This is a genomic window from Mesorhizobium argentiipisi (SeqCode) (genome assembly GCF_037179585.1).
Classification (GTDB): domain Bacteria; phylum Pseudomonadota; class Alphaproteobacteria; order Rhizobiales; family Rhizobiaceae; genus Mesorhizobium; species Mesorhizobium argentiipisi.
In genome coordinates this window covers 1-22,917 of record NZ_JAPYKO010000023.1, presented here as the reverse complement: position 1 = coordinate 22,917, position 22,917 = coordinate 1, and the positions used below count along the sequence as shown (strand labels likewise).

The 22,917-nt window shown below is 65.0% G+C and carries 20 protein-coding genes; 6 read left to right on the top strand and 14 right to left on the bottom strand.

Annotated features, from left to right (window positions below):
* Positions 1–39: 39 nt before the first annotated feature.
* Complete coding sequence (locus O7A05_RS25455; RefSeq protein ID WP_337095689.1) at positions 40–975, top strand: bifunctional helix-turn-helix transcriptional regulator/GNAT family N-acetyltransferase; 936 nt, start codon at positions 40–42, stop codon at positions 973–975.
* A 152-nt stretch (positions 976–1,127) separates the two neighbouring features.
* On the opposite strand, the gene O7A05_RS25450 is transcribed toward O7A05_RS25455, so the two are convergent.
* A complete protein-coding gene (locus tag O7A05_RS25450; protein WP_337095688.1) occupies positions 1,128–1,961 on the bottom strand; it encodes an AraC family transcriptional regulator in 834 nt (277 codons plus the stop codon).
* A gap of 148 nt (positions 1,962–2,109) precedes the next feature.
* Here O7A05_RS25450 and O7A05_RS25445 point away from each other — a divergent pair, with 148 nt between their 5' ends.
* Positions 2,110–3,603 carry a winged helix-turn-helix domain-containing tetratricopeptide repeat protein gene (locus O7A05_RS25445; RefSeq protein WP_337095687.1) on the top strand — a complete coding sequence of 498 codons (1,494 nt, stop codon included), beginning with the start codon at positions 2,110–2,112 and terminating at the stop codon, positions 3,601–3,603.
* A gap of 117 nt (positions 3,604–3,720) precedes the next feature.
* Here O7A05_RS25445 and O7A05_RS25440 read toward each other — a convergent pair whose 3' ends face one another.
* The 11 genes from O7A05_RS25440 to O7A05_RS25390 all read right to left on the bottom strand — a co-directional run bounded on the left by O7A05_RS25440 (position 3,721) and on the right by O7A05_RS25390 (position 16,535).
* Positions 3,721–4,053, bottom strand: a complete 333-nt coding sequence (locus tag O7A05_RS25440; protein WP_337095686.1) for a hypothetical protein — start codon at positions 4,051–4,053, stop codon at positions 3,721–3,723.
* A 27-nt stretch (positions 4,054–4,080) separates the two neighbouring features.
* Positions 4,081–4,494: a hypothetical protein gene (locus tag O7A05_RS25435; protein WP_337095685.1), complete on the bottom strand. Its 414-nt coding sequence runs from the start codon at positions 4,492–4,494 to the stop codon at positions 4,081–4,083.
* Between the two features lie 72 nt (positions 4,495–4,566).
* Entirely contained in the window at positions 4,567–7,671 is a 3,105-nt protein-coding gene (locus O7A05_RS25430; protein ID WP_337095684.1) for an efflux RND transporter permease subunit, read from the bottom strand.
* Positions 7,672–7,789: 118 nt separating this feature from the next.
* A complete protein-coding gene (locus O7A05_RS25425) occupies positions 7,790–9,376 on the bottom strand; it encodes an FAD-dependent monooxygenase (protein WP_337095683.1) in 1,587 nt (528 codons plus the stop codon).
* Positions 9,373–10,515 (bottom strand): efflux RND transporter periplasmic adaptor subunit, encoded by a 1,143-nt coding sequence (locus tag O7A05_RS25420; protein WP_337095682.1) that lies wholly within the window; start codon positions 10,513–10,515, stop codon positions 9,373–9,375. Before O7A05_RS25420 ends, O7A05_RS25425 begins: the two co-directional genes overlap by 4 nt.
* A gap of 210 nt (positions 10,516–10,725) precedes the next feature.
* Positions 10,726–11,661, bottom strand: coding sequence for a phosphatidate cytidylyltransferase (locus tag O7A05_RS25415; protein ID WP_337095681.1), 936 nt, complete (start codon positions 11,659–11,661; stop codon positions 10,726–10,728).
* Positions 11,661–12,320, bottom strand: coding sequence for a lysophospholipid acyltransferase family protein (locus tag O7A05_RS25410; RefSeq protein ID WP_337095680.1), 660 nt, complete (start codon positions 12,318–12,320; stop codon positions 11,661–11,663). Before O7A05_RS25410 ends, O7A05_RS25415 begins: the two co-directional genes overlap by 1 nt.
* On the bottom strand, positions 12,317–12,760 hold the full coding sequence (locus O7A05_RS25405) for a hypothetical protein (RefSeq protein ID WP_337095679.1): 444 nt from the start codon (positions 12,758–12,760) through the stop codon (positions 12,317–12,319). The genes O7A05_RS25410 and O7A05_RS25405 overlap by 4 nt, the downstream gene beginning before the upstream one ends.
* Entirely contained in the window at positions 12,757–14,088 is a 1,332-nt protein-coding gene (locus O7A05_RS25400) for a phosphatase PAP2/dual specificity phosphatase family protein (RefSeq protein WP_337095678.1), read from the bottom strand. The genes O7A05_RS25405 and O7A05_RS25400 overlap by 4 nt, the downstream gene beginning before the upstream one ends.
* A 13-nt stretch (positions 14,089–14,101) precedes the next feature.
* Positions 14,102–15,889, bottom strand: a complete 1,788-nt coding sequence (locus O7A05_RS25395; RefSeq protein WP_337095677.1) for a bifunctional alpha/beta hydrolase/class I SAM-dependent methyltransferase — start codon at positions 15,887–15,889, stop codon at positions 14,102–14,104.
* Positions 15,890–15,926: 37 nt separating this feature from the next.
* Entirely contained in the window at positions 15,927–16,535 is a 609-nt protein-coding gene (locus tag O7A05_RS25390) for a CDP-alcohol phosphatidyltransferase family protein (protein WP_337095676.1), read from the bottom strand.
* Positions 16,536–16,810: 275 nt separating this feature from the next.
* Here O7A05_RS25390 and O7A05_RS25385 point away from each other — a divergent pair, with 275 nt between their 5' ends.
* From O7A05_RS25385 to O7A05_RS25375, 3 genes are all read left to right on the top strand, one after another.
* Positions 16,811–17,290: a MarR family winged helix-turn-helix transcriptional regulator gene (locus tag O7A05_RS25385; RefSeq protein WP_337095675.1), complete on the top strand. Its 480-nt coding sequence runs from the start codon at positions 16,811–16,813 to the stop codon at positions 17,288–17,290.
* Entirely contained in the window at positions 17,287–18,510 is a 1,224-nt protein-coding gene (locus O7A05_RS25380; protein WP_337095674.1) for an HlyD family secretion protein, read from the top strand. The genes O7A05_RS25385 and O7A05_RS25380 overlap by 4 nt, the downstream gene beginning before the upstream one ends.
* Before the next feature lie 407 nt (positions 18,511–18,917).
* Positions 18,918–20,450, top strand: coding sequence for a DHA2 family efflux MFS transporter permease subunit (locus tag O7A05_RS25375; RefSeq protein WP_337095673.1), 1,533 nt, complete (start codon positions 18,918–18,920; stop codon positions 20,448–20,450).
* Positions 20,451–20,456: 6 nt separating this feature from the next.
* On the opposite strand, the gene O7A05_RS25370 is transcribed toward O7A05_RS25375, so the two are convergent.
* Entirely contained in the window at positions 20,457–20,963 is a 507-nt protein-coding gene (locus tag O7A05_RS25370; RefSeq protein ID WP_337095672.1) for a CAP domain-containing protein, read from the bottom strand.
* A gap of 238 nt (positions 20,964–21,201) precedes the next feature.
* Between O7A05_RS25370 and O7A05_RS25365 the strand changes: the two genes are divergently transcribed.
* A complete protein-coding gene (locus O7A05_RS25365; protein ID WP_337095670.1) occupies positions 21,202–22,026 on the top strand; it encodes a DUF2189 domain-containing protein in 825 nt (274 codons plus the stop codon).
* A gap of 3 nt (positions 22,027–22,029) precedes the next feature.
* Here O7A05_RS25365 and O7A05_RS25360 read toward each other — a convergent pair whose 3' ends face one another.
* The gene (locus O7A05_RS25360) at positions 22,030–22,662 is read right to left on the bottom strand and encodes a LysE family translocator (protein WP_337095669.1); all 633 of its coding nucleotides are present in this window, start codon (positions 22,660–22,662) and stop codon (positions 22,030–22,032) included.
* Positions 22,663–22,917 lie beyond the last annotated feature (255 nt).

The following is a 22,917-nucleotide window of genomic DNA, read 5'->3' as shown; positions in this document are numbered from 1 at the left end:
ACTAAATGGTTGATCCTGTCTATGGCAGGAGGATTTCCCATGACCATCCATAATCACCCCGGCAAGGACCGTATCGATGCGGTGCGCGCCTTCAACCGCTTCTATACCCGCCAGCTCGGCCTGCTCGACGAGGGCCTGCTGAAAAGTCCTTTCTCGCTGACCGAGGCGCGGGTGCTTTACGAGCTCGCCCATCGCGATGGGCTGGTCGCAAGCGACCTGGTGCGCGACCTCGGCCTCGACCCCGGCTATGTCAGCCGGCTGTTGAAGAAATTCGAGGAGCGCGGCCTGGTCGGACGCGAAGCTAGTGAGACCGACGCGCGCCGCGCCTCGATCGCGCTGACGCCAGCCGGCAGGGAAGCATTTGCGCCTCTCAACCAGGATTCGCATGACCAGGTGCGCGCGCTGCTCGATCGCCTGGCGCCGGCCGAACAGGAGCGGCTGGTCAACGCCATGCGCACCGTCCAAGACTTGCTCGGCGACAGACCTGAAGCCAAGGTTCACTATATTCTGCGGCCGCTGCAGGTCGGCGACATCGGCTGGATCACGCACCGTCAAGGCCTCATCTACGCGCAGGACTATGGCTGGGACGAAACTTACGAGGCGCTGGTCGCAGAGATCCTCGGTGAGTTCGTCAAGAACTTCGTCCCGCAATGGGAGCGCAGCTGGATCGCCGAGCGCAAAGGCGAGGTGGTCGGCTCGGTCTTCGTCATGCGCAAGTCACCCAAGGTCGCGAAGCTCAGGCTGCTCTACGTCGAACCGTCGGCGCGCGGCCTCGGCATCGGTCGGCGGCTGGTCGACGAATGCATCACCTTTGCTCGAGCCAAGGGCTACAAGACGCTGACGCTCTGGACCAACGACATCCTTGGCTCGGCCCGCCGCATCTACCAAGCCGCGGGCTTCAAGCTGGTCGAGGAAGAACGCCATCATTCCTTTGGCAAGGATCTTGTCGGGCAAACGTGGAATCTCGAGCTTTAGCGCTTTTCCTTCTCCCCTTGTGGAAGAAGGTGTCGCCGAAGGCGCGGGGTGCTCCAGGGAATGCCAACGTCTCACTCCGCTGGAACACCCCTCATCCGTCTCGGCGCTGCGCGCCGATCCACCTTCTCCCACAGGGGGAGAAGGGAAAACCATCACCCCTTGACCGGCACCCAGATCTCCAGCCCGCCATTGCCGGTGCGCGCGTCGAATTCGGGCCCATAGCGCTCGAACTCGGGCGCATCGGCGATCTCGTGGCCGGAGGCCGGCAGCCAGCTGTTCCAGATCGTGTTGACGGTCCGGCGGATGGTCGAGATGTGCTCGCGATGCGAGAATACCGCATGTTTCTGCGCCGGCACCCGCACGCGGTGGAAATCCTTCGGCAGGTCGGAGAAGTCCGTCACCTCGACGCCGACGACATAGTCGAAATTGCCGGCATCGTCGCCATTCGTGCACACGCCATAGAAGACGCCGTGCACTTCGCCCGGAATGTTGCCGATATGAGGGGTGAAGCGCTGCCACTGCATCGGGATGCCGGCGCTGGTCTCGCAGCTGTAGCGCTCGCCAAGCCCGGCGACGAGGAAGGGGCGGCTGGTCTCGAAGCGCGGCGGCTCGAGTGTGGTGAGAAGCGAACTGTCCATCAGAATGGGCTCCACGAGGTCGAGGTTTTCGGTCGAGCCTTGCGCGCGCACCAGCTCCGGCGTGGTGCCGAATTGCTCGCGAAAAGCCCGCGTGAACGCCTCATGCGAGCCGTAGCCGGTATCGAGCGCGACCGAGAGAATGTCGCGCGCGCCGCCGGCCAGCTTGCGCGCCGCTTCGCTGAGCCGCCGCGCTCGCATATAACCCATCACCGATCGTCCCGTGGCCGCGCCGAAGGCGCGCGTCACATGGAAGCGCGACACGCCGCTGCTTGCCGCTATCTCGTCGAGGCTGATGGCGTCGGGCAAGTGGCTTTCGACAAACCATAGCGCCTTCTCGGTCGGGTTCATGGCTCCTCGCATTTGGCGGGACGATACTAGCCCTACGCCGCCGGCCAGTTTGATCGAAATTGCGCTCTGGGCAATAATGGTGATGTGCGAGCCGGGTCGAGCGGGAAGGGCTGACATTGTGCACGATAGGCGGGAAGGGGTGTTCCCGATGACGACGGCGACGGCCGATCAGGTGTTCCGGTTTGGCGGGTTCACGCTCGACCTTGCCATGGGTACGCTGCGCGGCGTCAACGAACCGCTGTTCCTGCGCCCGAAAGCCTATGCGCTGCTGTCGCATCTTGCCCGCAACATGGGCCGCGTCGTGCCGAAATCGGAACTGATGGATGTCGTCTGGCCGGGCGTCTACGTCACCGAGGATTCGCTGACGCAATCGGTACGCGAAATTCGCAAGGTGCTGAGCGAGGATATGGTGCGCACCATCTCCAAGCGCGGCTACATGCTTGCCGCCGAGGCCGAAGCCGCGCCCGAGATCAGTTCGCAGCCGATCGTGGCCGTCGTGCGCTTTCGTAACGATAGCGGCGATCCGGCCGACGAGGCGATGGTCGACGGCTTTGCCGAGGACCTGATCAACGGCGTAGCGCGGTTTGGCACGGTCACGGTCCTGGCGCGCAATTCGAGCTTCTCTTTCACCTCCTTCGGCCGCGCCGAGTGGCCGCAGATCCGCGCCCGCATCGGCGCCGACTATCTGGTCGAGGGGTCGCTGCGTCGGCAGGGCGAGCATGTCGTGGTGGCCGTCAGCCTTGTCGACATCGCCAGCGCCAGACAGCTCTGGGGCGACCGCTACCAGTCCCAAGGCGCCGGGCTGTTTGCCATCGAACGCGAGATCGTCGAGCAGATCGTCAGCCGCCTGGTGACGCGGGTCACCAATGCCGGGCTGGAGCGAGCTTCACGCAAGCCGGTGACCAGCCTCGCCGCCTACGAGCTTCTGCTGCGCGGTTTTGCGCTGTTGCGCGATCCGGCTCAGACCGACCAGCGCGGCGCCGAGGCCTTGTTCGAGGCGGCGATCGCCAAGGATCCGAATTATGGCCTTGCCTACTCCTATCTCGCTTTAGCGCGCTCGCTGGACGGGGAGTTCGGGCGCGCCAACGATGCCGTGCTGGAGAACGCGCGCGACCTTGCCGACAAAGGCCTGGCCTTGTCGCCCGATCAGCCGACCGGGCATCGCGTGCAGTCGCTGATCCGCCTCTATATGCGCGATCACGAGGCGGCCGAGCATCACATGCGCATCGCGCTTGAGCTCAACCCCTATGACGCCGACAGCATCGAGCAGATGGGAATGCTGCTCACCATGCGCGGCCGGCCGCTAGAAGCGCTGACCTGGCTGGCCCGCGGCATTCGCATCGATCCCTTGCATCCGCACTGGTACCAGTTCGACCGCGCGCTGGCGCTTTATATGATGGGGGAGTACCGGCAAGCGGCAGAGGCGCTGGAATTGGCAACGCGCCCGGCGCCCTGGATCCGCACGCGGCTGGCGGCCTGCTATGCCCAGATGGGAGATATGGAGAAGGCGCGTCGGCAGATCGCCCTCGTCGACGAGGGCGCTCCGTTCTCGCCGCTCGACTATGCGTTGCGCGGCGTTCCGTTCGAAAGCCAGGCGGATGCTGAGCATCTCGCCGAAGGCGTTAGGCTTGCCCTCGGCTAAATGCATGTCGCTCAGACGTGCAGCGGTTCCGAGACAACGTGCACCAGAACAAAGATCTAAAGCGCGTCGCGTGACTCCGTTTCAGCGCAACGCGCCTTAAGTCGTGCTCGGGACCAATCAATCGGTCACGACCACGATGTAGCGGCCCTGATAGGCGCGGTAGTAGGTGCCGCCGCAGCGCCAGACGTCAAAACCGTTGAGCTTGGTGCGGACGCAGCCGGCGGGGAGCGTCGCGACCCAGGCTGTCGTATGCCGCAGCACGCGCCAGGTGGTGGTGCGGCGGGCAACGCCCGCTGCGCTGTGCGGCGTCCAGGGCGCGCCGATTCGTGCCTCGGCAGTACTGACCAGCGACAGGGCCGGAACGGCGCTGCCGACGATCTCGACGGCGGTGATCGCGAGGGCGAGCAACGCTGCCGCCGAACGGAATTTCCTGAGGGATTTCATAGGCATGTTGGTTTCTCCAGATGTTGGTGAGGTCTAGTGGGAGGATGCAGCGGCAACCCGGGCCGAACCCGCCAATGCCGCCAGGTGAGCAACCACGAACAGCCAGTGCGCCGCGGTTGTGACGCCGCCGACGACGAGCACGTCGGCGGCGATGAAGAACTGCCAGAACAGAAGGTTTGCCGTTCCGAGCAGCACATGCACGGCAGCCAGCACGGCGTGCCAATTGCGGGAATAGGCGGTGCGCCAGAGCGTCACGCCGATGATCAAGGCGAGCCCATGCGCTTCGATAAAGCCGATGCCGGTGCCGGGCGCGTTGTTGAGCAGCACGGCCTCGGCGCCGCGGCCGAAGAAGGAGCCGGCGATGTCGGTGGCGAGCCCGCCGACCGATGCGAGGATAAGGAAGCCGGCGTTGAAGCGAACCAGAAGATTGCCAAAGAAGGGTGTCATGATCGTTCCTTTCCGTGTTGGATGAAGGCTCGCCACGGCGGCATCCGCCGTGGCTGTTGGAGGAAGCGCCGGTCAGGCCGCCAGCGGTTGGGGCTCGGCGGCGGCCGTGGTCGGCTCGGCCGTGGGAGCGCTCTCGACCGGCGCCTTGATGCCGAACCAGGTGACGTAGAGCGTCGGCAGAAAGACCAGCGTCAGCACGGTCGCGACCAAAAGGCCGCCCATCACGGCATAGGCCATCGGCCCCCAGAATACGGTTGGCGCGATCGGGATCATGCCGAGAATGGCGGCCGCCGCCGTGAGCAAGATCGGCCGCAAGCGATGCGTGGTGGCGCTGATCACCGCCGCCCAGGGTTCCTCGCCGGCGGCGATATGCTGGTCGATCTGCGCGATCAGAATGACCGAGTTGCGGATCACCATGCCGATCAGCGACATTACGCCGAGGATCGCGACGAAGCCCATCGGTGCTCCCGACAGAAGCAGTGCGCCGGCCACGCCGATGATCGCCAGCGGAGCGGTGAGCAGCACCAGCACCAGGCGCTGGAAGCTCATCAACTGGATCATCAGCACGGTGGCCATGATGAACAGCATCAGCGGGAAGACCACGAAGATGCTGGCCTGCGCCTTGGCGCTGTCCTCGATCACGCCGCCCTGCTCGACGCTGTAGCGCGCCGGCAACTGCGCCTCGAAGGTGGCAATGGGGCTCGCTAGCCGCTTCGACACGGTGGTGGCGTTCTCGCCAGGTGCGACGTCGGCCTGGACGGTCACGGTCGGCAGGCGGCCGCGGCGCCAGATCAGCGGCGGCTCGGTCTGGTAGCTGAGCTTCGCGACCTGTTCGAGCGGCACCCGCCGTCCGCCCGAAGCGCCGATCGTCAGACCGCGCAGCGTGTCGATGCTGGCGCGTTCGCTGTCCACGGCACGTGCGACAATGTCGACAAGATAGGTGTCGTCGCGCATCTGCGTGATCTTGGAGCCGGACAGCACTGCGTTGATCGTCTCCGACAGCTGCTGCGAGGAGATGCCAAGCGCGCGCGCACGATCCTGGTCGACATCGACCTTGATCACCTTGGCCGGCTCGTTCCAGTCGTAGTTGATGTTGCGCACGGCGGCATCGCTGCCCAGCACCTGCGCGAACTGCTGCGCGAGGCTGCGCGTCTTGTCCGGGTTCGGACCGCTGACGCGGAACTTCAGCGGCCAGCCGACCGGCGGGCCGAGCTCCAGCGGCGTGACGCGGGCCATAACGTCGTCGAAGCCGGTCGACAGCTTTTTCTCCAGCCGGTCGATGACCGCCTGGCGTACGGCGTGGCCCTTGGTGACGACCACGGCCTGGGCGAAGAAGTCGTTGGCGAGCTGCGCGTCAAGCGGCAGGTAGAAGCGCACCGCGCCCTGGCCGACATAGAAGCTCCAGTGGTCGATATCTGGATCGGCGGCGAGCAGCTTCTCGACGCGCTCGACCACGGCATCCGTCGACTTGATCGAAGCAGTGCGCGGCAAGGTGAGGTCGAGCATGACCTCGGGCCGGTCGGACTTCGGGAAGAACTCCTGGCCGACGAAGCCCATCGCCACGACGGAGAGCGCGAACAGTCCGGCCGTCGCCGACAGCACCAGCCACTTCGCCCGCATCGCCATTTCGAGCAGCGCCTGGAAACCGCGGGCGATGCGCAAGGGATGATGGCTGCCACCATGACCCTTTATGCGATCGGGCAGCAGGAAGACTCCGGTCAGCGGCGTGAACAGCACCGCAACCACCCAAGAGACAACGAGCGCGATCGCCACGACAGCGAACAGCGAGAAGCAGTATTCGCCGGCGCCGCTCTTGGCGAAGCCGACCGGCACGAAGCCGGCGATCGTCACCAGCGTGCCGGTGAGCATCGGGAAGGCGGTCGAGGTGTAGGCATAGGTGGCGGCCGAGATCTTGTCGTAGCCTTCCTCCATGCGCGCGATCATCATCTCGACCGCGATCATCGCATCGTCGACCAGCAGGCCGAGCGCGATGATCAGCGCGCCGAGCGAGATGCGCTGCAGCGAGATGCCGAAATACTCCATGGTGACGAAGGTGATCGCCAGAACCAGCGGGATGGCGACCGCCACGACGACGCCGGGACGCCAGCCGAGCGCCAGCAGCGAGACGGCGAGCACGATGGCGATCGCCTCGCCGAGGCTCTTGGTGAACTCGCCGACGGATTCTTCCACCACATGCGACTGGTCGGCGACCAGGCCGAGTTCGGCGCCGAGCGGCAGCTCGCCCTCCATCTCATGCATCTTCTCCTTGACCGTCTCGCCAAGCGCCAGCGCGTCGCCGCCCGAAGTCATCGAGATGGCGATGCCGACCGCCGGCTTGCCGTTGAAGCGGAACATCGGCTGCGGCGGGTCGGAATAGGCGTGCTTGACCTCGGCGACGTCGCCCAGCCGGAAGTAATGGCCGTTGGCATAGAAGTTGATCGCCTTGAGGCTTTCCTCGGAGGTGAAGCTGCCCGAGACGCGGATGGCGATGCGCTCGGGGCCGGCATCGACCGTGCCGCTCGGCGTCAGCGCGTTCTGCGCCTGCAGCGCCTGCGACAGCGTGCCGACATCGAGGCCGAGCGCCGCCACTTTCTGCGTCGAGAATTCGAGATAGATCTTCTCGTCCTGCTGGCCGATGAGGTCGACCTTGGCGATATCTTTCACCGTCAGCAGCCCGGCCCGCAGGCTGGTGGCGAGATCCTTCAACTCGCGATGGCTGAGGCTGTCGGCGGTGAGCGCATAGATCAGCGAATACGTGTCGCCGAACTCGTCGTTATAGAACGGGCCCTGCACGCCTGAGGGCAGCGTCGGCTTGATGTCGTCGAGCTTCTTGCGCACCTGGTACCAGAGCGGCTGCACCTGGTCGGCGGCCACCGTGTCCTTGAGGTTGACGAAGACGACGGATTCGCCGGGTTTCGTGTAGCTCTTGACGTAATCGAGGTCCGGCAGTTCCTCGAGCTTCTTCTCGATGCGGTCGGTGATCTGCTCTACTGTGTCGTTGGTGCCGGCGCCCGGCCACATCGTCTTCACCACCATGGTTTTGATGGTGAAGGGCGGGTCTTCTTCGCGGCCGAGGCCGCGATAGGCGTAGAGGCCGGCAAGTGCGGCCGCGACCATCAGATAGACGATGAAGCTGCGGTGGCGCAGCGACCATTCGGAAAGATTGAAGCTGGTCATGATGCGGTTCCTTTTCAGGGCGCGCGCAAGCGCGCTCCGCCGGCGCTTGCCGGCTGGCCAAAACAAATGACGGTTTGGGTTCAGTCAGCGCCCGCCGCTCGGCGGGCACTGTCGCAATTCAGGCCAGGCTGTGCATGGTGCCCGGCACACGGTAGGGCGCGCGTTCGGCGGTCCTCGGTCGGATGGCGAGGCCGGCGAGATAGCGCTGGAAAACGGCGGCTTCCTGAACCGGCGAGGCGAGCGCGACATGGCCGTCCGGCCTCACCAGATAGGCTGCGTCGCGCTGTAGCCCGGCTTTCCCGGCTGCGTCGGTCCAAGCGAAGGCATGCACTGCAATTCCTGTCGGTGCGAGCATCGCCCGGAAATCGCAATTGACCTCGCCATAAACATGGATCTGCCAGTCGAGCGACCGCAGCGGCTCGAAATTGTCGCCGCCCGCGCCCATGATGTTGCAAGCGACATAGGGCAGGCGATCGCCGCCGCTGACCTTGCCCGCCACCCCCGAGCTGATCGGCCCGGCGCGATACTGGATCGCCGCCTGCGAGATCACGCCGAAGAAGGCGCGCGAGCCGATCGAGGTGTGCAGGGCGATGTTCAGGATCTTCGGCATCAGGTAGCGCCGGAACAGGCCGACGAGCCGCGAGCGGCTGGTAATGAAACGGAAAGCGGTGTCGGTGTTCTCGATCAGCTTGTGCGCGAAGGCAATGCGTTCCGGTTCGTAGCTGTCGAGCAGGCGCGCATCGGCCCGGCCCTGTACGACCGCCGCGAGCTTCCAGGCGAGGTTCACCGCATCGCCCATGCCGGTGTTCATGCCCTGGCCGCCGGCCGGGCTGTGGATGTGGCCGGCATCGCCGGCGAGGAAGACGCGGCCGACGCGGAAGCGCTCGGCGACCCGGTGATGGACGCGGTAGGTCGAGAACCAGTTGACCTCGTCGACCTTGACGCCGGTGTCGCGCTCGACATCGGCGCGGATCGCCTCGAAGCTGATCGTCTCGTCGGCTTCATGCGCCTTCGGCACGATGCCAATCAGCCGGACCGAACCGGACTGCCGCACCGGCATGACGATTGCGAAGCCGTAGGTGCTGATCGTCGTGTCCATGCCGTTGCGGGTGATCTCGCCGCTACCTTTCACGTCTGCGACGTAGAAGGACTGCTCGTAGGTGCCACCGGGGAAGCCGATGTTCAGCCCGTGGCGCACCGCGCTGCGGGCGCCGTCGCAGCCTGCGAGATAGGCGGTGCTGACGGTCTCGATCCGGCCATTCCTGCTCAGCGTGGCGATGACCGCCTCGCCCTTGTCCTGGAAAGCGACGAGCTCCGTATTGCGCTCGATCTCGACGCCGGCGCGCTCCAGATGCGTGATCAGCACGCGCTCGTGGATGTCCTGCGGCAGCGCGAAGGCGAAGGAGTAAGGGCTGATGTCGCGGCCGAAATCCGACAGCGGCAGCCTGGCGGCGACGCCGGCCGGCGTGTGCACGGTAAGCCGCTCGAGCTTCACGCCTGCCGCCAGCACGTCGTCGACGATGCCGATCTGGCGGTGGAACTCCAGCGTGCGCGCCTGGACGGCCAGCGCCCGCGAGGTTTCGCCGGGAGCGGCGGCCTTGTCGAAGATGCGCACCGGCACGCCGAGCCTGGTCAGCCACAGCGGGAGCGTCAACCCTGTCGGGCCGGCACCGGCAATGAGGACCTTTGCCTTGGACATGGTCATTTTCCTTCTCCCTCGATGATACGAACTTTTTCGTGCTCCCGCAGCCGGTTCACGCCGGCGGTGACGACCATATCACCCTTGGCGAGCCCGTTGCTGACCACCACGCGGTCGGTCTCGTAGCGGGCGACCGTGATGGGCTTGAGTTCGACAGCGGACGAAGAGGTGACAACCCAGACTGCCGGCTTGCCGTCCTTGTCGAAGAGCGCGCTGCCCGGCAGCACCATGACCGGCGCGCCACCACCCATCTCGGCGCGGCCGGCGACGCTTGCGCCGAAACGCATCTCGTCGGGTGCATTGTCGATCGAGACCTTCACCTGGAAGGTGCGGGTCGCGGCATCGGCCATCGGCGCGATCTCGCGGATGGTGCCGACGGCCGTGATCGCCGGATTGCTGAGTAGAGAAACGGTCACCTGCGGCGGCCGCTTGGTGTCGGGAGCGTTGGCGAAGGCGGCTTCCGCGATCGAGAACACGGCGTCGCGGCCGTCCGGATCGGCGACGCGCACCACCATCTGTCCGACATTGACTGACTGGCCGGCTTCGGCGCCGGCGGCGGTGACGATGCCGTCGAATTCCGCATGCAGCTCGGTATAGCCGAGCTGGTCCTTGGCCATATCGGAGGCAATGGTCGCCGATTTGAGCTTGGCTTGCGCCGAGCGCAGGTTCTTCAGCGTCGCGTCATAATTGGCCCGCGTCGTAAAACCCTTGGCGAGCAGCGCGCCGATGCGCGCCTCGGCGGCATTTGCCTCGACAAGGACGGCCTGCGCCGCCGCGACATCGGCCTCGGCGCTGGCGAGCCGGTTGCGATAGTCCTGATCGTCGATGCGGGCGAGCACGTCGCCCTTCTTCACCGTCGCGCCGATCTCGGCGATGCGTTCGATGAGCTTGCCGGATACACGGAAGCCGAGGTCGCTTTCGAGCCTCGGACGGATCTCGCCGACGGCGGTGCGGGTGTCCGCGCCGAGCGTCGGGGCGACCGCGACGGCCTTGACGAGCTTCGTCTCAGGCGTCGCGGGCTTGACGCTCGAGGCCTCGCCTTTGGCGCCATGCCAGACCATTGCGGCGCCGCAAGCAAGAACGGCGATCGAGCTCGCGATGAGGCGGCGCCTCAGCGGCTTGTTGCGGAAGAGTGCGGCAATCATGTTGTCTCCATGCCCAATGTTGCGGTCGCGCAGGGAGGATGCGACCGGGAAATGTGTCGGCTGGAGAGGGGATCGGGCGTTCGCGGCCTGTCTTTCGCCAGCCCCATCTTCTTGGCGTTTCAGGCCCGGGAAATCCCGAACGGTTTCTGAAAATTTTCCGATGTTTGGCTGAGACTTTGGATCGCTGCCGGCCCGTGCCGATGGTGATGGTCAAACCGTCCAGAAATAACGCACGATGTGAAAGAAGATCGGCGCGGCGAAGACCAGGCTGTCGGTGCGGTCGAGCATGCCGCCATGGCCCTCGATCAGGTGCCCCCAATCCTTGACGCCCTGGTCGCGCTTGATCGCCGAGGCGACGAGTCCTCCGAGGAATCCCATCGTGCAGGCGATGAAGGCGACGGCCGAGGCCTGCAGCGGCGAGAACGGCGTAATAAAGGACAAGAGCGCGCCAAGCAGGCTCGACGCCACTAGCCCGCCAATCAGGCCTTCCCAGGTCTTCGACGGTGAGACGGTCGGTGAGAAGCGGTGCTTTCCGAACAACTTGCCGAAAATATACTGAAGCACATCGCTGCCTTGCACGACGATGATCAGGAAGGCGATGAGAAGCAGGTTGCGGCCCTCGAAGCCAGGCACGTCGAGCGTGAGCAAGGCAGGGACATGGCTGACGCAATAGACCGAGATCATGATCGCCCATTGCTGGGCCGAGACGCGCTCGAGAAAACGTTCTGTGTCGCCGTGCAGCGCCGTGATCGCCGGCATCAGCAGGAAGCAGTAGACCGGGATGAAGATCACGAAGAGACCGTACCAGGCGGTCCACACCAGCCAGTACTGGAACGGGATGACGATGCCGAACATGCCGAGGAGCACCCAATGGTCGCTGCGCCGGCTATGCGTCAGCGTCACGAATTCGCGCAGCGCTGCGAACGAGATCAGCGCGAACAGAATGGTCATGCCGTAGCGGCCGAAGAAGAAGGCGACCGTCATCAGCGCCACCATCACCCACCAGGCGTTGATGCGCTGGGTAAGGTTTACCAGTGTCGCGCTCAGCGGCTTCGGCGCGCGCATCGAAAGGATGCCGGCGGTGACGCTGGCAGTGCTCAGCACTACGAAAAGGCCGATGATCAAAATGCTGATTTCGTGGCGCATCAATCGTCTCGGTCAGGGCGCGGGTTGAGCGCCATAAGCTCGGCGCGGGCGCGCTGCAGAAAGGCGCGGCGTTCCTCGCCGGGCGCCACGGCCACAGGGGCGCCGAAGACAACGCGGCAAAGCAGCGGCACCGGAAGGAACTGGCCTTTGGGCAGCACGCGCGACATGTTCTCGATCCAGCAGGGGATCAGCTCGACGTTTGGCCGCGCCATCGACAGATTGTAGAGCCCGGAGCGGAAGGGCAGCAGTTCATCGCTGGTGTTCCGGGTGCCTTCCGGGAAGATAATCAGCGAATGGCCCTGATCGAGCACGGAGAGCATGATCGAGATCGGGTGCTCCGCCTCGCTTATCCATTGCCGGCTGATCAGCACGGAAGACAGCATGTCCTCGGCGATGAAACGGCGCAGCCGCGACTTGCCCCAATATTCGGCAGCGGCGATGGCGTGCGTCTTGGCGCGCTCCGTTTCGCTCAGGCAGGCCGACAGAAGGATGAAATCGCCATGGCTGGTGTGGTTGGCGAAATAGATGCGCTGACGGTCGGACGGCTGGCTGCCGTTCCAGATCGGCCGCACGCCGGTGACCGCCCAGGCCAGCGCCGACAGGCCGACCGAAGTCGACGTCTGCAGCAAGGTGTAGGTGCGCAGCGCAAGCGTGCTCATCTCGGCATCCAGAAACCGGCGGTGAGGAACGCGACGACGAAGATCGCGAAGGCGATGCGTTGGCGGGCGAGCAGTTTTCGCGTTCCCGCGACCCGCTCTTCCAGCGGACGCGGCGTTGGCGGAGCGGGCTTTAGCCGCATGCGCGTCAGCATGTCGTCCACTGCGCTGCCGCCCGACACTTCGTCGCCATGGCTCGCCATCAAACGAAACAGCAGTGCGTCGAAAAGGAGGAGCGTGGAAAGTCCAAGCACTACGACGGCGCTCGCCGCCGCGACCACTAGCGCCAGCACCGCGAGGGGCGCGTAGAGCGCGCCGCGCGCCGAAGCGACGAGCGGCGCCACGCTGTCGGCGGCGATCACGAGCGCGGCCGGCCATGCCGCCTGCTTGACCAGCATCGCGGCGAAGGCGGCAGTCTCGCGCTGATAGGCGTCGTCGCTCATGCCGGCTCGTCCATGCCGACCTGAAGATGCACCGGCCGGCCGGATGCGGCGAGCTGCTTGCGCGCCTGCGCCGCCGTGTGCGAGCGACCGCTGATAACCAGCCATTGGGCGACGACGGTGGCGCTGCGCTGGAAGCCGAGCGCGCAGCAGACCAGAACCGTGCCCTGCCTGCGCGCCGGCTCGATCGCCCCTACCGCTTTGTCGAGTGTATCGGCGGGGGGCGAAAGGAGATCGAGCATGGCCAAGCTCGTCCATCGCCCCATCGCATCGCGCGGCCGCTCCAGCTCGGCTGCAAGGTCGATCACCGTGCCGAAGCTATCGGCTTCGGCAGCATCGGGAAAACGCCCGAGGAAGACGCCGTCGGCGACGGCAACGACCGGCGGCAGCTTGCGGGTCCAGGCCCAGACATTGGCCCTGGCGCCCAACCGATACGGCCAGAGCAGGACGCGGCTTGCCAGCGAGACGCGGCCGTTAGCCGTCTTCTGGAACACTTTTGGCCCCGCCCCGGCATAGCCTAAAGCGACGATGGCCAGTGCCAGCGAAGGCCACAAAAGCGCAAGCGCTATAGCCGAGAAGAAGGCGCCGGCGGCTGCGCCGGCAAGCGCCAGAGCGGCGCCCGAGGCATAGTAGAGCGCAAGCCTCCGCGCCTTGACATCAGCGGTCAGGCGGAAACCAGCGAAGGGCAATTCTCCGTCAGCCGGAAAGAGCCACAGCGCAAAGAAGCCGAGCAGCGCGCCGGTCGGGATGTCGACGAAATGGTGTTGCCACGTCGTCAGCACCGAGGCGCCGATCAGGAAGCACCAAAAATGCCAGAGCGCGAGCACGGGACCGGAAAGGCGTTGGCGCCAGTGATCCCAGACGATCACCAGAAGCGCGACATGCAGCGACGGCGCCTGGTTGAACGGCTTGTCGAAACCGCCGAGCACGGCAAACAGGAAACCGGGCAGGCCGGTCGTTGCCGGTCGGACGAAAGTGGCAGTCAGCGGAAACAGGATGAAGCAAGAGACGGCAACGATCTGCGCGGTTAGGTAGCGGCCGGCCAGCCGGTCGACGCCCTGCCGGGTGTCATTGAGCAGAAGCGACAGTCCGTAGAACAGGTTGATCGACCAGTAGGGCACGATCGTCCAGGCAATGAACGGAACGTAGTGCTCCCAGGAGAAGACGATGCTGCCGACATATAAGCGCTTTGAGGCCAGCCAGTTGGCGAAGCCGTAGGTCGAATAGAAGAATGGCGCGAGAAACGCGAGCCAAAGCGCTGCCCGCAGGACGACACGTCCATAGGGCTCGGCGATGGCTGAAAGTGGCGGGGGCTCGGCGCTGGCGGGCATGCGTGGACGGTTCCTAGAGCCGCCTTGCCAACGAGACGGTGAAGATGCCCCACTGGTCGAGGCGCTGGTCGAGCTTCTCGAAGCCGGCTGCTTCCACCAACTGGTCCATCTCGCCTTGCGTGCGCCGCCGCATCACCCAGGCCTGACCGCCGCGATGCGAGGTCAGGCTGCGCGCGATCATTTCAAGCTGCGGATGCCAGGGCTGGTTGGTGTAGATGAGCAGACTGCCGGGCCGCATGGCGCGGGCGAGGCCTCCCAGCGAGCGGGTAACCAGAGCGTTGTCCGAGAAGAGCTCGTAGAGGCCGGAGACGATCGCAAGGTCCGGCGCCGGATCGAGCCCTGCCAGCCCGTCGCCGTCGAAGGCGTCGGCACGCCGGAACGAAACGGTCGCCGGCATATGCCGTTCGGCGATCAGCTTGCGGCCGAGCTCGACATTGATGTCGGAATAGTCCTGCAGGCGCACGCTGGCCGGCTGCTCCGAACTCTTGCTGATCGCATCGAGCACATAGCGGCCGTGACCGGCGGCGATGTCCAGGATATGGCCTGGCCGTCCGGCCGCCTTCAGCGTTGCCAGCGCCTGGCCGATCAGCTCTTCGAGGTGGAGCTTGCGCTGGCGGATGCCGCGCCAGCCGATGGCATCGAGGAAAGTCCTGTCGACCATCCGGCCGATCGGGCCGATGCCGCGCGCGTCATTTTCGTACACATAGTCCAGCGTCGAGCCGGAATCGAAGCCCGTGCTGACGCCGATCTTCATGCCGCGTGAAAACCAGCTGCCGATACGGATGAAGGCGCGGCTCAAGCCCCAGTAGAGGCCCTTGGGCGAGAGGAGATCGAGCGGCGAGGCAAGCCTGTCGGCCTCGTCGCGCGTATAACCGGCGACATCCGCCTGCTTCAGGTCGACAGCTTCGGCCGGCGAAGCGAACTGCCCTTCGAGGAAAGGCCGGATCAAGTCGAGCGCCTTGGCGCGATCGCGCTCGCCCAGCGTGTCGTGAAAGAAGCCCGGCAGCACATGCCGCTCCTTCACGCGGCTGCCGAGATTGACGAAGAATTCGTGCTGAGGACCGTGCCGCACCACCCAGTCGCTGCCCGACAAAAGAAGCTGGGTCGGCACGGTGATGGCCCGGGCATCGACGACGATGCGCGCCGCATGCTGGTAGAGCTCGACCAGGATGTTCGACGCGATCGGCCTGGTGATCAGCGGATCGTTCTCGAAGGAGGCGATGCGCACCGGGTCATGGGTCAGCAGGCTCGCCTTGACATAAGAGTTGACGAAGAAGCGTCCCTTGATCTTTTGCCACAGCGCGATGCCTTCCTTGGCGAAGGGCACGTAGAGCTTGATCGAGAAGGCGGGCGAGGCGACGACCATGGCGCGCAGTTTCGGCGCGTAGTCGTGCACCCAGGCGGCGGCGAGCACAGCGCCGAACGACTGCGCGATGAGCGCGATATCCTGTGTGCCAAAACTGTCTTTGGCGCCTATCTCGCGCATGAAACAGTCGATATCGCGCACAAGTGCCGCGAAAGACGGCGCGTAGCCGCGTTCGCCGGCAGAGCGCCCGTTGCCGCGCGCATCCCAGGCATAGAAGGCGTAATCCGGCATACGCAATTCGTCGACCAGATGCGCCATGCGGCCGCCATGCTCATGGCCGCGATGGAAGAGCACGACCGCGCCTTTTGCCTCGGTCGACACCGCCGGCCAGAAACGGTAAAAGATCTCCGTGCCGTCATGGCTGCGGAAGCTGCGTTCCTGCGCCTGCCGCGCAAGATTTTCCGCGGGCGCGGCTGCGATCTGTTCGTGAAGCATGGCGTTTCCCCCGGATGGCATGGCGAGCCCTTGATGCTTAGCCGGTGTTGCCAGTAAGGCCGGCGCGTATCCGGTTGATGGCGGTCAGCAGCGAAAGCGTAGCCATGGCCGGAAACACAAAAGGCGCGATCGAGGCCGGCCAGAAACCTATGGCGCACAAGGCCGCGACCACGCCGAGCCCCAGCGCCCTGTCGCTCTTGCCGAACGGCCCGGCATAGTTGCGCCCCGTCCCGGCAGCGACGCCGAGCACGCCGGCGAATTCGGCGAGCATCGCTGCAACGGTAAAGGCAACGACGCCCAAGACGCCAAACTGCGGGAAAACCGCAAACGGCAGGATCAGCGCGAGGTCGGAGACGACATCGCAGATTTCGTTGAGATACATGCCAAGCGTCGAGGCCTGGCCATGCTCGCGTGCCAGCATGCCGTCCATGGCGTTGAGCGCCATGCGCACGAACAGCACCAGGGGGACGAGCAGCAGAAGAAGGCGCGAGCCGGGCGCCGCCGCGATCGTCACGCCGGCCGCGATCGAGAGGGCGGCTGCCAGCATGGTGATGGAATTGGCGGTCACGCCCATTGCCGCCAGCCGGTCGACAAGCGGCCGCAGCCTGTCCTGAAAGGCCGGCTTCAGCGCATAGAGCGTCGGCATTGCGTGATCCCCCGATCCACGGCGCAACCTTTAGCATGAGCGAGCCGAAAGGCGCTAGCGTGCGCAGAAACACGGTGAATATTCAGACGGTTGACGCCTTACTGTGAATGCATCGCCCAAGCGATCGCATCGGCCGGTAGGGCTCGCCGTGCCACGGATCGACGAATTCACTGACCGCTAACCATAATGCACCGTATGCCTGCCATGTCGATTTGCCGGCTTCTGGAACAAAGCTGCCTCTTGAATAGTGAGCACGCTTATTATATATATCGCTCATGGTTTCAGATGGTATCGACAGATTGGGATTTTTGATCCACGACGTGCAGCGCCTGATGCGCAAGCGTTTCGAGGCGCGCGCCAGCGGGTTGGGTCTTTCCTCGGCGCAGTGGCGCCTGCTCGTGCGCGTTACCAAGGAGGCGGGCGTCGCGCAGGCGCGGCTTGCCGAGCTCCTCGAAATCGAGCCGATCAGCGTCTCCCGCCTGGTCGACCGCATGGAGGAGGGCGGCTGGATCGAGCGTCGCCAGGACGCGACTGACCGGCGCGTGCGCATGATCTTCCCGACCGAGAAGGCAAACGCGGCCTATGCCGACGTCAAGAGCCTGGCCGGCGAGGTCTATGAGGAATCGCTGACGGGCGTGTCGGCGGAAGAGCGCCGCGTCCTGATCCGCGTGCTGGACACCATCGTGCAGAATCTGACGGACGGCGAGACGTCGTCCCTGGAAAAGATGAAGAATACGGAAGGGGCAGCAGCATGAACGCGGCAGCCAAGATAGAAGACGACAACGTCACCAAACTTGCGCCGGCGCAGCCGGTCGCTAATGCGCCGGCGCAGCCGGTCGCAGAAGCCCCGGCGCAGCCGGCGACCGCTCCGGTCGCGGCGGTTGCCGAGCCGCAGCCGGGTCCGGTCGCGCCGAAGAAGAAGCGCCGCCTCGGGCGCTTCTTGTTGATGGTCGCGCTGCCGCTGGCCCTGCTTGCCGGCGGCGCCTATGTCTGGGTCACGGGCGGCCGCTACCAGGAAACCGAGAACGCCAACCTGCAGCAGGCCAGGATTTCGGTCGCCTCCGACACGGCCGGCCGTATCGTCCAGGTCGGCATCGCCGACAACCAACTGGTCAAGCAGGGCGACCTTCTCTTCGTCATTGATCCCGAGCCTTACAAGATCGCGCTCGCCCAGGCCGACGCGGCGGTCGCCGCCGCGCGCCTCAATGTCGAGCAGCTGCGCGCCGCCTACAGCCAGGCGATGGCGCAGGAGAGGTCGGCGAGCAGCGAGGTCGATTATGCGCAGTCGCAATATGACCGCGCTGCCGATCTTGCGCAAAAAGGCATCAACGCCAAGTCCTCGCTCGACGAGGCCCGCAACGATCTGGACAAGGCGAAGCAGCAGTTGGCCGTCGCTCAGCAGGGCATCGTCAGCGCTAAGGCAGCACTCGGCGGCAATCCGGACATCGAGACCGACAAGCATCCGACTGTGATGGCGGCGCTCGCCGCGCGCGACAAGGCCGCCTATGATCTGGCGCAGACCACCGTCAAGGCGCCGGCGGACGGCGTCGTCTACCAGGCCGCCTCCTTCAAGGTCGGCCAGTACGTTTCGGTCGGCACACCGCTGTTCGCGCTCGTTGAGACCGGCGACACCTGGATCGACGCCAATTTCAAGGAAACCCAGCTCACCAATATGAAGCCGGGCCAGAAGGCCGAGATCGTCGTCGACACCTATCCGGGCCGCACCTTCGAGGCGACCGTCAAGGCGATTGGCGCCGGCACCGGCGCGGAGTTCTCGTTGCTGCCCGCGCAAAACGCTACCGGCAACTGGGTCAAGGTCACGCAGCGCATTCCCGTGCGCCTGGAGTTGACCGATCCCGACGCCAAGATGGCGTTGCGTACCGGCATGAGCGCCACCGTCACGGTGGACACCGGTGTGGCGCGCGGCCTGCCGTCGATCTTCGGCCACGCCACGGCAGGGGAGCAGGCGCAGTAGAGACAGCGAAGCCCGTCGCGATCCGGCGGGCATTGAGGGGATTGGTCTGGTGGAGACGTGGCAAGGTCAGCTAGGCAAGCCGCATTGCGGCTCGTCCGAAAGCTGAGGCCTGGGCACGGACCCGTCGGTCCTCAGGTTTCCGGGCGGCAGGCATCCGCTCCAACAGAGACTTTCGGTCGATGTAACCCCCACATCGGTCGTCGCGTCCCACCGCGATGAAGGTCTCTCAACGGGAGGCTTTGCCGCCCGGAAACCTAGAGCCGGATGATTTCAGGTGTTCGACCTGAAATCTGAATCCGTCTCTAAATCAAAGAGATAGAGCATGATGGCGTCCGAACGCCGCTTCACACTTTTCGGCATCATGCTCTAATGTACACGTTTTTGTTACCTGCTGGAAGTTCAGCGTCATGAGCACGCCCGAAGTCTTCAAGGAAGTGCCGCACCGCGGACTGATCACAGTCGCGTTGATGCTGGCGACGATCATGCAGGCGCTCGACACCACAATCGCCAATGTCGCGCTGCCGACCATGACCGGCGACCTCGGCGCGTCGCCCGACAACATCAACTGGGTGCTGACCTCCTATATCGTGGCCGCGGCGATCATGACGCCGGTCACGGGCTGGCTGGCCGACCGGCTTGGCCGCAAGGAGCTGTTCCTCGCCTCCGTCGTCGGGTTCACCATCTTCTCGATGCTCTGCGGTCTTGCCTGGAGCCTTGAGACCATAGTGCTCTTCCGCTTGTTGCAGGGCGTGTTCGGCGCGGCCATCGTGCCGCTGTCGCAGACCTTCCTGCTAGACATCAACCCCCGGGAACGCCATGGCCAGGCGATGGCCATCTGGGGCGCCGGCATCATGCTGGGGCCGATCCTTGGCCCGACGCTCGGCGGCTGGCTGACCGAAAACTTCAACTGGCGCTGGGTGTTCTTCATCAACCTGCCGGTCGGCATCCTCGCCTTCCTCGGCATGGCCGCATATCTCCCCGTCATCGCCAAGCGCGTGCGCGGCTTCGACTTCTTCGGCTTCGCCATGCTCTCGCTCGGCGTCGGCGCGCTGCAGCTTCTGCTCGATCGCGGCGGCGAGGTCGATTGGTTCAACTCGGCCGAGATCTGGATCGAGCTTGCTCTGTCGCTCACCGGCTTCTGGGTGTTCATCATCCACACGGTGACGGCCGAGCATCCCTTCATCGATCCGAAGATCTTCCTCGACCGCAATTTCGTGACCGGGCTTGGCTTCATCTTCGTCATGGGCGTGCTGATCCTGGCCTCGATGTCGCTGTTGCCGCCGATGCTTGCCAACATCTTCGGCTATCCGACCGTGACGATCGGCGTGGTGCTGGGGCCGCGCGGCATCGGCACGATGATTTCGATGCTCGTCGTCGGCCGCATCATGCACAGGATCGACGCAAGGATCCTCGTCGCCATCGGCTTCCTGCTCACCGCGCAGTCGCTCTACACGATGGCGAGCTTCACGCCGCAGATGGACAATTGGCTGATCATCTCCTCGGGCGTCATCCAGGGCCTCGGCATGGGCATGGTGTTCGTGCCGCTGTCGACGGTCGCCTTCGCCACGCTCGACGCGCGCTATCGCACCGACGCCACCTCGCTGTTCAGCCTGGTGCGCAATCTGGGCTCGTCCATCGGTGTATCGGTGGTCGCGGCGCTGATGGTGCGCAACACCCAGATCAACCACACCGAGCTTTCGGCCTTCATCAACCCCTACAATCCGAACCTGTGGGCCGCTTCTCCGGCGGCCGCCGCCGGCAATCCCGCAGCGCTTTCGCAGGTCGACCGTGCCGTGAATGTCCAGGCGATGATGATCTCCTACATCAACGACTTCAAAATCCTGATGGTGATGACGTTGGCCGCGATCCCGTTCGTCATCCTGCTGCGCAAGCCCAAGGCGGCGCCCGCGGGCGGGGCGCCCGCGGCCCACATGGACTAGACTAGTTTATCTGCCCAGCACCAGCGCCCAGTAACGCAGCGCCGGATCGCGGCCGTCACGCACATAGGCCAGCCCGAAGCGGCTGAAATCCGGGTCGAGCATGTTGCGGCGGTGTCCGTCCGAATGCATCCAGATGTCGAACAGTTTCTGCAGGTCGAACCGGCCCTCGGCGATGTTTTCCGCCGCCGCCCCCCGCACGTCATTGTCCTTCATGCGCGAGGCAAAATCCTTGCCCCAGCCGGTGGTGTGGCTCATGCGCTCGCGCGAGGCCATGTAGCCGGCCTGCTGGAGCGCCGCCTGCTCGAGCTGCGCGTCCGGCGTCAGCGTGGGCAGACCGGCGGAGCTGCGGATACCGGCCAGGGTCGCCATGGCGGAGGAGGAGACGCCGGCGCCTTCGCCGGTCGGCACGGTGACGGTGCTGCAGGCGGCGATGCCGGCAAGCGCTGTAAGGCCGGCGGCCTTGAGCAGCAAACGGCGGTTCAGATCGGGGAGGGCTGTGATCGGGATGCTCATCCGGCCTCTGATACCGCCGATCGTGGCTTTTGCCGGGCAGGGGAGGAAAGGCAAGGGATGAAAATCGCGTGAAGCGGCGACTTTCCCCGGAAAATCGGTTATGATGTGGCCGTTCTTGAAGTGGCAGCCACGGGCGGCCACCGCAGGGCGGTGACCGACCCGCGTTGATCTGGCGCATGATTGCTTGACGAGACCCTTCCGGTTCTCGGGCTTCTGCGCTGGCAAACGGAGGACGGTTATGGCCGGTTTTCATGTCATGACGGACGCGCACGGGATGCATGTGCAGCCCGCGGTGCGCCACATCACCACGTCGGATCTCTGGGATGCGTTGAGGCTCGGCGCCGAGGATTTCTGGGCCAAGCCGTCGCATTATGTGTTCCTGTGCCTGATCTATCCGATCGTCGGCCTGATCCTGACGCGGTGGAGCTCCGGCTCCAACGCCATCCAGCTCGTCTATCCGCTGATGTCGGGCTTCGCGCTGATCGGGCCGTTCGCGGCCATCGGCCTTTACGAGATCAGCCGCCGGCGCGAGCTCGGCATGAGCAGCCGCTGGCATCATGCGCTCGACGTGCGCCATTCGCCGGCGCTGCCGTCGATCGCGGTCATCGGCATCCTGCTCTTCGCGCTGTTCCTTTTGTGGTTGTTCGCCGCGCAGTCGCTCTACACCAGCCTGTTCGGCGCCGAGCCGCCCGCTTCCGTCGGCGCTTTTTTGCGCGACGTGCTGACGACCGGCAAGGGCTGGACGCTGATCCTCGTCGGCAACGCCGTCGGCTTCGTTTTCGCCGCCGTCGTTTTGGCCACCACGGTCATTGCCTTCCCGCTGCTGCTCGACCGCGACGTCGGCGCCGTTTCGGCGATCGAGACCTCGGCCCGCGCCGTGATGGCCAACCCGCTGCAGATGGCGCTCTGGGGTTTGACGGTCGCCGTGTTGCTGGTGATCGGCTCGATCCCGCTGTTTGCCGGCCTCGCCGTCGTCATGCCGATCCTCGGCCACGCGACCTGGCATCTCTACCGCAAGGTGGTCGAGCCGGAGCAGATCCGGCCTGTACGCCGGCCGATGTAGCCGTCAGCGCTGCGCTTCGGTCGCCATTTTTAAGGCGAGAGCCGTCAGCACCGTGCCCATCATCCAGCGCTGCACGACCAGCCAGAACGGCCGTCCGGCGAGGAAACTCGCGATCGAGCCGGCCGTCATCGCGATGATGGCGTTGACGGTGAGGCTGATCGAGATCTGCGTCACGCCGAGCACCAGAAGCTGCGACAGAACATGGCCCTTGGCCGGATTGATGAATTGCGGCAAGAGCGACAGGTAGAGCACGGCCACTTTCGGATTGAGCAGGTTGGTCATCAGCCCCATGACGAAAAGCTTGCGCGGCCTGTCCCGGGGCAGCTCGCGGACTTGGAAGGGCGAGCGCCCGCCGGGCTTGAGCGCCTGCCAGGCAAGCCACAACAGATAGAGCGCGCCGGCGAAGCGCAGCGCATCGTAGGCGTAAGGCACGGCGAAGATGAGTGCGGTGATGCCGAGGGCTGCCGAGACCACATAGAACAGGAAGCCAACCGCCACGCCGCCGAGCGAGATCAGCCCGGCTTTCGGCCCTTGCGACAGCGAGCGCGAGATCAGGTAGATCATGTTCGGGCCCGGCGTCAGCACCATGCCGAGGCAGATCAGCGCGAAAGTGAGATGATTGGCGGCGTCGGGCATCGAGGGTCTCCCAGCAGTGGCCGCACATTCACCAGACGTGTCGCCATTCGCAAGAGCTTGCTGCGATAGGTGCTTGCGCCAGCGAAGACAATTGGCGAAATCGGCGAAGCGGCCAATCTCCCCCTTGCGGGCATATGCGCTAAGATAGCTTTGGCATGGCTTGAAACTTGCGCTTTCGTGGTGGCTCGCGCCAACGATGTCGCAAGGCATGGAGATTCTGGCGCAGGGTTGCCAAGGGCGGCTGAGTAAAGATGG